Here is a 13,622-nt window from a genome sequence, read left to right on the forward strand (position 1 = left end):
TCGGACAGTGCCTTTTTACCTTTTATTTCGTCCGCTCCACGAGGACAAGTGTCCACGAATGGTGCCTGACACCATTTTTAACAATATTCTTTAAACCACTTTTTAACACAGCATTAAAAATGGGTGGTGGAGTAGATGGGTTTGAGTTCTTTTTCGGGTTCTATGTAGGCTTTGGCGCTATTGACGGCGGTGGGACCTTCGGAGAATCCGCCTGCGATTAGGTGTAATTTATTCGGGTAGTTTGCGACGTCGCCCGCTGCAAAGATTCCTTCGATATTCGTTTGCATCTGACTGTCTATTTTGATGTTTCCATATTCGAACTCTAATCCCCATCCCTTAATCGGGCCTAGGTCGATACAGAACCCATGATTAACAAGAACTTCGTCCACTTCAATCCTTTGAGTGTCGTTTGTTTCAATGTTTTTAACGCTTACACTCGTAATCCGTTCCCCCTCCCCATGTAACGCCTCCAATACATGAGGGGTCAGGATCGTCGCAGCCGATTTCCGCAAATTACTGATGTTTCGCTCGAGTCCTGAAAATTCATGTCTGCGATGCACAACGGTAATCTGTCGCGCAATTGGGAGCAGTTCGTTTGCCCAATCAACGGCCGAATTACCACCACCGGAAATAAGCACATGTTTATCTTTATAGTCATTCAGTCTTTCCACCGCATAACGAAGGTTCCGTCCTTCATATCGATCAGCATTTACTACGTCAAGCTTCGCACTTTTTAACGTTCCGAATCCTGTAGCTAAGATAATGGTACGGGTATGGTGCTTTTCCCCATTGTGACTTGTTAATAGGAAAGTTCCATCCGCTAACCGTTCTAATCCCACTACTTGTTGATTTAAAACAATCGTCGGGTGAAAGGTTTGTGCTTGTTCCACCAATTGTTGAATGAGATTTTCTCCAGAAATAGCTGGAATTCCCCCAATATCGCGAATGACCTTTTCTGGATAGAAGTAAGAAACCTTCCCGCCTAAGTAAGGGAGAAATTCAATGATTTTCGTTTCCATCTCTCTCATCCCACAATAAAAAGCCGTAAATAAACCAACTGGCCCGCCACCGATGATGGTTACATCGTATAATTTCATTTCTTCCCCATCCAATCCCATTTCACTAGAAATTCATGACTTTGCGATGCTCTAACTCCGGCTCCTTCTGAATTAAATCATAGCAAAGACATACTGGTTTTTTCGTCCGTGGATCTTTCACAATTTCGGCATCTATTTGAAAAACAGTTTTCAAAACATCTGGAGTCATTACTTCCTCTGCGCTTCCCTCTTTGACAATATTCCCCTTACAAAGAGCAACCATCTGATGGGAAAACCGCGATGCATGATTCAAATCGTGAATAACCATCACAATCGTCCGATTTTGTTCCTTATTCAATTTTTCAAGCAGCTGCAAAATCTCCAGCTGGTGCGCCATATCAAGGTATGTGGTTGGCTCATCAAGCAGCAATAGATCCGTCTCTTGGGCAATGGCCATGGCAATCCAAGCGCGTTGACGCTGTCCTCCGGAAAGAGCATCCACTGGATGATCAGCAAATAGACTAAGCCCAGTCACTTCCAACGCCCATTCAATTACCTGGCGATCTTTATCCGTCAGTCTCCCGAATCCACTTTGATGTGGAGAACGCCCAAAAGAAATCAATTCATAGACAGTTAAACCGTTCGGCGCCTCAGGACTTTGTGGAAGAACAGCCATTTTCCGAGCAATTTCTTTTGTTGGGACTTTGTGAATCATCTTTCCATCTAAATAGACGATTCCAGATGTGGCTGCATGGACACGCGCTAATGTTTTTAAAATAGTGGATTTACCGCAGCCATTGGCACCGATTATCGTGGTAATTTCTCCTTTATTTATGTGTAAATTCAAGTTTTCAACAATTGTCTTATCTCCATAACCAATCTGAAGATTCTCGGTAGAAAGTGAAACCACAATCCGTTCCCCCTTATTTTGCTTTCATTAGTAAAAAAATAAAATATGGTGCACTAAATATCGCTACCACGATCCCCACCGGTATTTGGGTTGGGGTGAGAAGGTTTTTACCAATCGTGTCCGCTAATAAAAGCACGAACGCCCCTAACACGGCCGTTATCGGTAGAAATAGCTGGTGCTTTGGCCCAATTAATCGTTTAGCAATATGCGGTGCAACTAATCCAAGAAACGCGATTCCGCCTCCAGCTGCAACACTAAATCCTGCAAGCGCCACTGCTGCTAAAAGCAATAATCGTCTTTCTTTTTCTACCTGAATGCCTAATCCTGTCGCGACTTGGTCACCTAAATTCATGATATTTAAAATATGTGCTTTATATAAAGCAAAAGGAAGAAGCAGCAAGATTAACGGTGTGAGGATCGCAACAAACTTCCAATTCGTTCCCCAAATATCACCTGACAGCCAGACTGCCGCCTGCATGAAGTCTTGCGGGTTCATTTTTAATTGAAAAATAATAATCGCGGCTCCAAACCCTGAATTCACGCCAATCCCCACTAAAATTAACCGAACTGGGTCAATCCCTTTTTTCCAGGCTAATACGTAAATCAAGAATGCAGCAAGTACTGCTCCCGCTAAGGCAAATAGAGGCATTAAAAAGATGCCAAGTGTATTAATACTGTTCATGGACCCTTGAAAGAAGTAGATAAATAGGATAACCATGAACCCTGCCCCTGAATTGATACCTAATATACCAGGATCGGCTAATTCATTCTTCGTTACACCTTGCAAAATCGCCCCAGAGACGGCTAATCCCGCCCCAATCAATAATGCCAAAATCATTCTTGGCAGCCGAAAATCCACTAAAACAAGTTGATCGCGGGCCGTTCCCTTTCCCAACAATGTTTTGAAAACATCAATAGGGGCAATCCTTACCACACCAAGATTTAAACTTATAACAAAAGTGATAATTGTTAAGATAAATAAAAGGATAATGAGGACGATAAATTTTTTCTTCTTAGCGTTCGATTGATTCATTACAGCCCTCTCCTTTCCCCACGAGCTAGGTATAAGAAGAAGGGAACACCGATGATCGCCGTTATTGCTCCAACGGGAGTCTCAAACGGGGCATTCACCATTCTTGCTGCAATATCAGCAAGTACGAGTAACAGTCCGCCTAGTACTGCAGAAATTGGAATAATCCAGCGGTAATCTGATCCGATCATAAAACGAGTGATGTGCGGAATGACTAGCCCTATAAAACCGATTGCACCTGCTACAGATACAGCAGCACCAGTTAGCACTAATACAACAATCACGCCTAGGGATTTTACTAAAAGTGTATTTTGTCCAAGTCCTTTTGACACTTCTTCCCCTAAACTAAGGATGGTGATTGACCTGGAGATGTAAAGTGCAAGTACTAACCCCAATCCACCAGTAATGAGCAGAATTTTAATGGATCCCCAATTGACTGTTGTTAATCCTCCGGCATACCAAAAGCTCATATCCTTTGCCACTTGTGTATGAAGGGCAATGGCACTTGAAAAAGCACTGAGCATCGAACCCACCGCCACCCCAGCAAGGGCGAGTTTTACTGGGGTCAATCCTCCCTTAGAAAAAGCTCCAATGGTAAAAACAAGGATCACGCCAAGTCCGGCTCCGACAAACGAAGAAATGGTTAACCCTAACATCGTCGCGGTAGGAATAAAGGCAAGGGTGATGACTAGTGCAAAAGCTGCCCCGTCAGTCACGCCCATAATAGATGGAGAAGCAAGCGGATTCCGGGTTAAACCCTGCATGACTGCGCCTGAAACAGCTAAAAATGCTCCAACTAAAACAGCACCGATGGCTCTCGGCATGCGAATTTCTTGAATAATTTGATGAGAAGTAATTTCAGGATTAAAATGGGAGACTGCCTCCCAAACCGTAGCCATTTTTATATCAGCTGCACCGTAAGTAATCGATAAACCCATTGAGATTAGGATTAGTATCATTCCTACGATAAATACAAAAGTTCCTTTAATGGATGTTCTTACTCTTTTTTTATGAAGGGCAAAAGAATCGCCCTCTTGTTGCTTCGCATTTCCAATTCCATTCAAGAACTAACACCTCTTCTGATAAAAAAGAAAAATTGGGTATATTACTAAATTAATAATGAAAAAAGTAAAAAGAATGATAATCATTATCATTAAGTATAGATATTAACCACTCATTTTTCAATACGTTTACGGTATAAATGCGGCTCCCAGAAATATCCTTCAAAATTCCTTCACAAATTAACCCCATTTGAATGGTTTTGTTTATTGACTTCGAAAATGAAAATGATTATCATTACCATCATAACGGGTATTCACTATCTAGGAGGTTTAAAACATGCTTAAAAAGCGCCTTTATTTATCTTTTACTTTATTACTGATGTTACTTTTGGTAAGTGCTTGCAGTAATTCTGATAATACAAAAACAGAAAAGGCCACAGACAAGAAAAATACCGAGGTGACATTAACCGATGCTAAGGGTGAAGTGGTGATCCCTGCTAATCCTAAGCGAATCATCGCTCCTTATTTAGAGGATTCATTAGTGGCATTAGGGGTAAGACCTGCAGCACAATGGTCGATCGGTGATACAGTTTTAGATTATTTACAGCCTGAGTTAAAGGATGTTCCAAAAATCGGTTGGGACCTTCCACTTGAACAAGTTATCAACAACAACCCTGATTTAATTATTTTCAGCTCTCCATCTGCCATCCAAAAAGGACAATATGAAGAGTATAAAAAAATTGCTCCAACCTACGTCTATAAGGACGAAGTAAGTGCCGATTGGCGCAAACAACTGTCACAAATGGGTGAGATCTTAAGTAAACAGGCAGAAGCAAAAGAAGCGTTAGCGAATTACGATACCAAAGTAGCGGACGCAAAGACAAAAGTCCACGATGCAATTGGTGATGAATCAGCAGCCATCCTCTGGGTCATGGCCGATAAGTTTTATCTAATGGAAAATAATCGTTTCAGTGCCAATGTCCTTTACGGCGATTTAGGCATTAAACAGCCTGCCTTCGTTGAAGGTCTTGGTGGAGCCGCTGTTCAGTGGGATCCAATCGCTCTTGAAAAATTGCCAGAAATCAAAGCAGACCATATCTTCCTTGTCAGCAAAAAAGGGGAAGCTGGTTTAGACCTACTAGCCAAGAGTTCCATTTGGAATGGACTTGATGCTGTTAAAAATGGACATGTATATGAAATGAATGACCCAAGCAACTGGACTATCAACGGTTTGAAAGCCAGTGAAAAAACAATTGACGAAGTTGTTAATGCCCTAAAAAAATAAAAGTTAAAATCTAGAAAAGGCGTCATCCACTTTTAGGATGACGCCTTTTCATTTATACAGCATATGGTAGATTCACGAATTAACAATTCTGATTACAGCTGTATTTTATCATGGGATTATTTTTTTGAAAATTAAGAATTTAATTGAAAACCTTTTCATTCTATGGTAAATTCAAATTGGTACTTTACCGTTAAAGTCCTTTAGAGAAAGGAGTTTTTATTTTTTGTCTATAACTTTACCGGTAAATACAACAATCTAATTTTATCAAAAAGGAAGTGTATTGGTTGAAAGCAAAAACAAAAGGTGCGTCTATCTTACTTACTAGTGCTGTTTTATTAGGTTCTTCCTTCTACAATTTTTCACCTCTAGATGCCATTGCTAAAAATGATGGGAAAATCGTTCAAAGTTACGGAAAAAACAACCTCAATCCTGCTAAACCTTATCCGAATGCCCGAAAGAATAACCAAGCGGAGTCCTTGGTAACTGCTGAAGAAAGTACCTTTTTCTCGACCGTTTCGATCGAGGAAAATTCTTCATATAACACGACCAGTGATGGTGATTTATGGCCGACTGCCTGGTCTGATGATGATATGGTCTATGCGGCAAATGGAGATGGAAAAGGATTTAATTTAGGTGCCCCCTGGTCGGATATCGTCGTAAACCAGATTACGGGAGGAAATCCAGCATCAAAAAACATTACTGGAACAAGGCTATCAAGTGGTGATCAAGTAGGTTCCGTTTGGAATGATCCAAATGAATATAATCGAAAGCCGACAGGAATGATTTCTGTAGATGGCGATTTATATCTTGCTGTGCAGGATCTTAATAAAGGCGGAGGTTGGAGAGCTTTCAATGATGCACCTTCGGCTACGATTCTTAAGTCTACGGACAAGGGGAAAACGTGGGAATGGGATAAAAGTAAACCGATGTTTGACGACTACATCTTCACAACAATTATGTTTTTAGATTATGGAAAAGACAGTGGAAACAATTCAGATGGATATGTATATGCTTATGGTTTGGATTATAATTGGCGCGACTCTTTTATTGACACGGTTCCTGACCCAACCGGCCTTTATCTTGCAAGGGTACCTAAAACGAGTATCCAAGACCGCTCAACCTGGGAGTTTTATTCTGGGGACCTGAAGGGTGAGGAAAAGTGGACGAAAAATATTAAACAGAAGAAGCCTGTCCTCCAGGATGAAAGAAGAGTTTACACGGATACACTTTTTGCCACCAATCCTGACAATTCTACCGTTCTATCACAAGGAAGTGTAGTTTATAACAAGCCTTTAAACCGATATATTTATACTTCCTGGACTGAGTTTACGTTTGAATTTTATGAGTCCCCTACCCCGCATGGTCCATGGAAGAAATTTTTATCAAAAGACTTTGGTGTTTATCCTTGGTTTAATCATCACCACGGTGGTTATGGTGTCGTTATGCCATCCAAATATATCAGTAAAGATGGCACGGAAATGTGGGTAAACTCTAACACCTTTATGGGAGGGCTGCAGAAATATAATCTCTCTTTTAGAAAATTAAAAGCAACACCTTATAAAGAAACAACACCCACTAATGAAAGCAGTGATCTTAACTTAGCGCTTCCGGCTAATTCAAGTAATGTGACTCCAGTTTCCATTTACAGTGCACATGGTTCAAATTTGAAATTTTTAAATGATGGAAACAAGAGTCAATCGGAAGACAGCTGGAATGGGTTACGCAAGCAGGAAGATTCGTGGGGCTATACTTGGTCTCAAGCCTATAACATGAATAAAGTCGTTTATACAACGGGGAATATCTTCCCTGATGGCGGCTGGTTCAATGATATTAAAGTACAAGTAAGACAGAATTTCAAATGGGTTGATGTAGAAAACCTAGAAGGTGAACCCGCCTACCCGAATAACAACTCTGCTGGCAAGAACCAGTCCTACACCTTTACCTTTGATAAAACATGGGGCGATGGCGTAAGAATTATCGGAGCTCCTGGTGGAGAGGCAACTTTCACTTCGATTGGAGAACTGGAAGTATATTTTAAATAGATACAGTAAATCCCACCAACAATAACTGCGGTGGGATTGTTTTTTTGGTTCAAGCACCCTTTTTTTCATCTAGTCCTCGCAGTTTTTATAAGGCTATATTAAAGCATATTGGTAATATGCCAATGTAAAGTTGAATGCGGTATTTTTCGAGCCTCTTATGTGCTAAAATTGATAATACTATCAATAAATGAAATGTCCGTATAAAAGAAACGCTTCTAATGTACTAAAGCTAATAAAAAAAGGCGTGATGCAATTTGGATTATACTACCAAAACGGGTAGTTTTGAACGAATGAAATCTCTTAATCAATCTACTGTGTTAAATATGATTCGACTAAAGGAACCGATTTCAAGAGCAGAAATTGCCAAGTTAACAAAATTAACACCACCAACTGTCAGTTCATTGGTTAATGAGCTAATAGACAAAAATCTTATTACAGAGGAACATAGCACTAAATCGAAGGTAGGTGGAAGAAAGCCCATCATGCTTCGAATTAACTATTCCGCCCATTATATCATTGGAGTCTATGCGGCTGCAGAGGTCATCCGTGTGATATTGACTTCAATGGATGGAAAGATTGTATCCGATTTTAGTAAAGATATTACTGAACTTCCTTCTAAAACAGAATTTATGAGCATGATCAAGGAGAGCATCCACCACGTCCTAAATAACATGCAAATAAATAGAGAGATCATCCTTGGCATTGGTTTTGCCATGCACGGCCTCGTAGACCCAGATAAAGGCTTGGCCATTTTTTCTCCGCACTTACATTTAGAGAATATACCAATCAAGGATAGCTTAGAAAAAGAATTCGATATCCCAGTGATTGTTGAAAATGATGTACGAGCATTAGCCATTGCGGAAAGCTGGTTTGGACAAGGACAAGGAGTCTCAGATTTTATCTGTCTTAGTGTAGGAAGAGGGATTGGTTCAGGAATCTTTATCAATAATGAGATCTATAAGAGCTCTTTTAATACGGCAGGAGAAATAGGACACACCATTTTAGATGTGAACGGACCAAAATGCCAATGCGGAAATAATGGCTGCTTAGAGGCATACGCTTCGGAATCCGCTATTCTAAAGAGAGTTAAAGATGAATTAAAAAATAATCATGATTCGCTCCTCCATGAATGGTTAAAGGATGGAAATGAAGAACTCACGATAAAAATGGTGTTTAAAGCTGCTACGGAAGGGGATCGCTTAGCCAAATTGCTATTAGAAGAAGCTGGTCAATCTCTTGGATTAGCGGCGGCCAATATGATTAATATTCTCAAGCCTTCGAAACTGATCGTAGAGGGGAGTATTTTTGAAGAAGGGGATTTTGTTCTATCACCCCTTCAAAAAAGGATTGAAAAATTTACCTTTAAAAGCTCTAATGAAGAAATCTCAGTTAGTTGTTCTAAACTTGGAAAGACCGGCATGGTATTAGGAGCCGTGACCTTAGTTTTACAAAGAATGTTTAAAACAGATGAATTATAAGAAATGCGCAAGGCGCCTGGAACTAGACAATTCTCAAAGTCGAATCATATATATTTTAGTCTTATAAAAATGAGTTGGATCATAAAAATGGTTCAACTCATTTTTTATGGCTCTTTTCTAAAAGTTTGTTGCTTTTTGGATTCGCTGATAAATGTATAAATTCGCTGATAAAATGCTATTTTCCGCTGATAAAACTCTAAAATGCGCTGATATATCATTATTAACCCTGACAAGGTGTAATTTTACACCCAAATTGAACTGTTTAGGAGTCTGAATTTTAAAAAAACAACAATATTTGCGAAAACAGCCTTCTTTATTTACTTCACGTTATATTCAGAATAGTCCAATAGTATGATTTACTAAATTTTGGCACCAAATTATAATTAATTAAGTTAATTAATTATTGAAATTAACTAATAATAGTTCCCGGAGGATTGATGATGAAACGAAAGAAATCAGGTAAGCTTAAAATTGCTGCACTACTTATTCCTATCGTATTAGCGGCTTATCCTTATGATTCTAGTGCATCGATGAAGTTTTCTTCAGAAATGAAAGAGAATCCAGGCACCGCTTATGGAAAACAGGCATTTGATCTTTTTCAAAACCCAATCGTTGGAGATGGTGCAGATCCATGGATCGTTAAACATTCCGATGGGTACTACTATTATACAAATACAACAGGCAATAATATCACCATCTGGAAGTCTAAAAATCTTTCTGATATTGGCAAGGGTGAGAAAAAGGTGGTTTGGAAGGCTGCTCCCGATGCACCCAATCGAGATGCTATTTGGGCCCCTGAGATGCATTTTATTAATGGCAAATGGTATATATACTATGCTGCATCCACTGGAGATTCCACAAAACAAAGAATGTACGTTTTAGAGTCAGAAGGCTCTGATCCATTTGGACCGTACCATCATCCTGAAGGTACATATTATGGACAGATTACAGATCCAACTAATAAGTGGGCAATTGATGGAACCGTACTTGAGTTAAATGATCAATTATACTTCGTCTGGTCGGGATGGGAGGGCGATGTAAATGTTAGTCAACAATTATATATTGCTCCTATGAGCAATCCATGGACCATAAGTGGAGATAGAGTTGAAATATCAAGGCCAGAACTGGATTGGGAATTAAATGGTACCCCGTTCATTAATGAAGGTCCACAAGTGCTTCAGAATAAAAAAGGCCAAGTATTTATCGTGTATTCAGCAAGCGGCAGCTGGACCAATGATTATTGTCTTGGCATGCTGACTTTAACTGGCGACAATCCATTGAACAAGGATGGCTGGGTTAAGAACCCGGAACCTGTATTTCAAAAGAATCCTTCCGTTGGCGTTTTTGGACCTGGGCATAATAGCTTTATAAAATCTCCGGATGGCAAGGAAGATTGGATCGTTTATCATGCAGCTAAATTCAGTGGTGCAGGCTGGAATCGTAATGTCCGTATGCAAAAATTTGAATGGAATAAAGATGGAACACCAAATTTTGGCGTACCTGTTTCTGTAGAGACGCTGCAACGTGTGCCATCTGGAGAATCTGAAGGTAGATTAGTTCCTTCCCAGCCAGGAGTCGTTTATAAGTATGAGGCGGAAGAAGCAAAAGTGAATCAAGCAAGGATTGTGAAAAATACAAGTGCTTCCGGTGGAGGGAAAGTCGGAAATATAGACTTTGCAGACAGTTTTGTTGAATTTAATGTTCAAGTCCCTAAAGGTGATTATACTTTGAAGGTACGTTATGGAAATGGCATGGGGCAAACATCTAGCCATTATGTATCTGTAAATGGAGGTAATGCTTCGGAGCTTCTTTATGAAAGCTATGGCTGGGATACATGGAAAAACGCAGATATGGATGTAACGTTAAACCAAGAGCAGAACGTCATCCGCATTTCAAAAGGAAAGCTATATGCTGAAATTGACTCAATTGAATTAATTCCGAAGGAAACAACTATATTTAGGTATGAAGCAGAACTAGCAAACTTGAATAAAGCAAAGATTGCTAACGATTCGCTTTCTACCAATTTTCAAAAAGTAGAGACTTCTATTGATAGTCATGTTCGGTTTCCAATAAAGGTTGCTAAAGCAGGAACATATGACTTGAAAGTTCGATACTCCACTGAAGTACCTAGCTCACAAAGTATTTTCACGAATGATGACTACGCAGGTCTTATTCATTATAGTAAAACGGGAAAAAACAATTGGCAGTATTCTTCCATTCAAGTGAAACTAAAAGAGGGTATTAATAATATAACCCTTGAAAATGGAACCGGAGAAATAGATTTAGATCATATCACACTCACTGCTAATAAATAGAAAAAAGCGAACGGTGTCAGGCACCGTTCGCTTTTTTTGAATCATATATGAAAGGGGGTAATACACTTTTTAATAAAGGCTCTTTTCGTAAACTTTGTTGCTAATGGAGCTTTATAAGGGTCATTTACTAAGTTTCTAGGCAATTTCCGCAAAGGTTCTTACGAAAAGATGCCACGAAGCATATAGGTATACGGGTTGATGAACTTATACGAAAAACAACAATCTATGCGAAAATAGCCTTAATAAAAATCTTCACTATCGCCAACTTAGAACCTCACTAGCTTAGAATGCCACATATCATTAATTTCTCTTATTTTAGTCAGTTCACATTTTGGTTCTCTATTATAGGATAATAACCCGTTGATTTCTTGCTCTACATCTGTTAACTGCGTATAACAATAGCCGTGTAAAGCTTTAGAGGCATATACCGCTTCCATAATTCTACGATAATCGGCTATAAACTCTTCTTCATTTTTTACAGATGTATAGCCCCAGCCGTTATCTTCACCGACTTTAAATCCAATCCCGCCAAACTCTGTTAATAAAATGGGTTCTCCTCTGTGTTCAAACCCATCGGCATAAATTCCACGATTAGCCGGCTTTGAGCTTAGAAGTGATTCCTTTGTTGATAAGGATTCCTTGAAGGCTTCATATTTCGCTTTTTCATCGTTTGAACCATGATTATAATTATGGATTGCGCAAATATCCGTCTCTGTAAGCTCCCAGCCATCATTTGAGATAACTAAACGAGTCGTATCAAGTGAATGAATGAGATAGTACATGGCTAATGAATGGTGCTGCTGCTGTTTGTTCCCTTTAATAAAAGGAACGCCCCAGCTTTCGTTGACTGGAACCCAAGCAACAATGGATGGGTGGTTATAATCCCTATTGATAATTTCGAGCCATTCTTTTGTTAACCTTGAAGCCGCATCCTCACTATAGGAAGGAAATGCCGCACATTCACCCCATACTAAGAACCCTAATTGATCAGCCCAATAAAGGAAACGCGGATCCTCCACTTTTTGATGTTTTCTGCATCCGTTAAAGCCCATTTCTAATGCTAATTCAATATCCTTTTTCAAAGACTCGTCCGTTGGAGCCGTTAATAACCCTTCCGGCCAATACCCCTGATCGAGAACTAATTTTTGATAATATGGCTTGTTATTTAAATAAACCATACCATTTTCAATATGAACCTTTCTCATTCCGAAGTAGGAGTCAACTTCATCTAAATTTACTTGATTTTCTTTATCTCTTAATGTGATCTTGATATCAAATAAATTGGGATTCTCCGGTGACCAATTCCAACCAATATGATGAAAAGAAGTTCTGAAAATCTGTCTATTATATAGGTTAATTGAGCGCTTATTATAGGATTCATATAACTCTATTGTATCCTTTGCTACCATTTCACCCTGAAACCCAATCTCAATGTCTACTTTCTTGTGAAGATATTCACCTAAGACATCGAATTCAATAATAACATCTCCATGATCAATGTCTGGAGTAAATCTTAATTTAGATATACTTGTAGGACTTACAGGCTCTAACCAAACCGTTTGCCATATCCCTGTAGTTCTGGTGTACCAAATAGCATCAGATTTTTCAATCCAGAATTGCTTCCCTCTAGGGATGGTTTCATCTGTTGAAGGATCCTCTACTCTTACAACCACGGTTTCGTTCCCACCTGTTAAATTATCAGTAATATCTAATGAAAAGGATACGTGACCGCCTTCATGAAAACCCGCATATTGTCCATTTATATAAATCCATGCACGGTAGTCTACCGCGCCAAAATGGAGGATTACTCGCTGATTGTTCCATTCATCTGGTATCTTAAATTGACGAGAGTACCATACAACATCGTGAAAGGAATGATCATTAATTCCACTAAGTTCAGATTGATAGGCAAACGGTACATTAATTTTCCTATCAAATTGAGCTTGTTGAAACCATTTTTCCTTTACTCCTACATTTTTATCATCGAAAGCGAAGTCCCATTCGCCATTTAAATTTACCCATTGTTTTCTTGCTAATTGGGGTCTTGGATATTCGGGTCTAAAATTCATATTTCTCTCTCCTTAATTATGCCTAATGCGGCTTTTATCGGTTTATTTTTCGCTAATGCCATAACAGCTGCTGCCAGGCAGAGAGTCAAACTAATAAAATCTGATAAAAAGTAGAATGCAGCAGCTAAGAAGATCCAATACAATGGAAGCTTGTACTGCAGCGTGTCATCCTTCATTAGCCTTTTAACAAAAATAATATTAAGGCCAGCAATAACAATAAATAAGAGGCCGTAAGTGACAGTGAAACTATAGAGACTGTCGAAAAGGGATTGGATCCCCTTTTGCTCTAGTAATGATAAGTTCGCTACGTCTGACCCTTGCTTTTTTATATAAAGTGAATAGTAAAACATTGTGATCAAGCCAGTTATGAATTGCCATCCACTAGCCGTATATATCAGTTTGCGTTCAAAGGACCTGCTCATTACATCCACTCCTTACTGATGATTTCTCTGTGT

10 protein-coding genes are annotated in these 13,622 nt (G+C 39.3%); 4 read left to right on the forward strand and 6 right to left on the reverse strand.

Annotated features, from left to right (window positions below):
* Window positions 1-113: 113 nt before the first annotated feature.
* Genes ACJ004_RS23875 through ACJ004_RS23890 form a run of 4 tightly spaced genes read right to left on the reverse strand, consistent with a single transcriptional unit; the run spans window position 114 to window position 3,936 of the window.
* Window positions 114-1,118 carry an NAD(P)/FAD-dependent oxidoreductase gene (locus ACJ004_RS23875; RefSeq protein ID WP_410895633.1) on the reverse strand — a complete coding sequence of 335 codons (1,005 nt, stop codon included), beginning with the start codon at window positions 1,116-1,118 and terminating at the stop codon, window positions 114-116.
* Between the two features lie 4 nt (window positions 1,119-1,122).
* Entirely contained in the window at window positions 1,123-1,947 is an 825-nt protein-coding gene (locus ACJ004_RS23880; protein ID WP_410895634.1) for an ABC transporter ATP-binding protein, read from the reverse strand.
* Window positions 1,948-1,960: 13 nt separating this feature from the next.
* Window positions 1,961-2,980 carry a FecCD family ABC transporter permease gene (locus ACJ004_RS23885; RefSeq protein WP_410895635.1) on the reverse strand — a complete coding sequence of 340 codons (1,020 nt, stop codon included), beginning with the start codon at window positions 2,978-2,980 and terminating at the stop codon, window positions 1,961-1,963.
* The gene (locus tag ACJ004_RS23890) at window positions 2,980-3,936 is read right to left on the reverse strand and encodes a FecCD family ABC transporter permease (protein WP_410895759.1); all 957 of its coding nucleotides are present in this window, start codon (window positions 3,934-3,936) and stop codon (window positions 2,980-2,982) included. Before ACJ004_RS23890 ends, ACJ004_RS23885 begins: the two co-directional genes overlap by 1 nt.
* Window positions 3,937-4,315: 379 nt before the next feature.
* On the opposite strand from ACJ004_RS23890, the gene ACJ004_RS23895 reads away from it, so the two are divergent.
* From ACJ004_RS23895 to ACJ004_RS23910, 4 genes are all read left to right on the forward strand, one after another.
* The gene (locus ACJ004_RS23895; RefSeq protein WP_410895636.1) at window positions 4,316-5,263 is read left to right on the forward strand and encodes an iron-hydroxamate ABC transporter substrate-binding protein; all 948 of its coding nucleotides are present in this window, start codon (window positions 4,316-4,318) and stop codon (window positions 5,261-5,263) included.
* Between the two features lie 284 nt (window positions 5,264-5,547).
* On the forward strand, window positions 5,548-7,305 hold the full coding sequence (locus ACJ004_RS23900) for a glycoside hydrolase family 183 protein (protein WP_410895637.1): 1,758 nt from the start codon (window positions 5,548-5,550) through the stop codon (window positions 7,303-7,305).
* Window positions 7,306-7,559: 254 nt separating this feature from the next.
* On the forward strand, window positions 7,560-8,783 hold the full coding sequence (locus tag ACJ004_RS23905; RefSeq protein WP_410895638.1) for an ROK family transcriptional regulator: 1,224 nt from the start codon (window positions 7,560-7,562) through the stop codon (window positions 8,781-8,783).
* A gap of 440 nt (window positions 8,784-9,223) precedes the next feature.
* On the forward strand, window positions 9,224-11,098 hold the full coding sequence (locus ACJ004_RS23910; RefSeq protein ID WP_410895639.1) for a family 43 glycosylhydrolase: 1,875 nt from the start codon (window positions 9,224-9,226) through the stop codon (window positions 11,096-11,098).
* A gap of 266 nt (window positions 11,099-11,364) precedes the next feature.
* Here the strand turns inward: ACJ004_RS23910 and ACJ004_RS23915 are convergent, their stop codons facing one another.
* Together ACJ004_RS23915 and ACJ004_RS23920 are read right to left on the reverse strand one after the other, a co-directional pair.
* Complete coding sequence (locus tag ACJ004_RS23915; RefSeq protein WP_410895640.1) at window positions 11,365-13,167, reverse strand: glycoside hydrolase family 2 protein; 1,803 nt, start codon at window positions 13,165-13,167, stop codon at window positions 11,365-11,367.
* Window positions 13,164-13,589: a hypothetical protein gene (locus ACJ004_RS23920; RefSeq protein ID WP_410895641.1), complete on the reverse strand. Its 426-nt coding sequence runs from the start codon at window positions 13,587-13,589 to the stop codon at window positions 13,164-13,166. The genes ACJ004_RS23915 and ACJ004_RS23920 overlap by 4 nt, the downstream gene beginning before the upstream one ends.
* Window positions 13,590-13,622 lie beyond the last annotated feature (33 nt).

Origin of the sequence: Neobacillus sp. 204 (assembly GCF_046562815.1) — a bacterium.
Classification (GTDB): Bacteria; Bacillota; Bacilli; order Bacillales; family Cytobacillaceae; genus Neobacillus.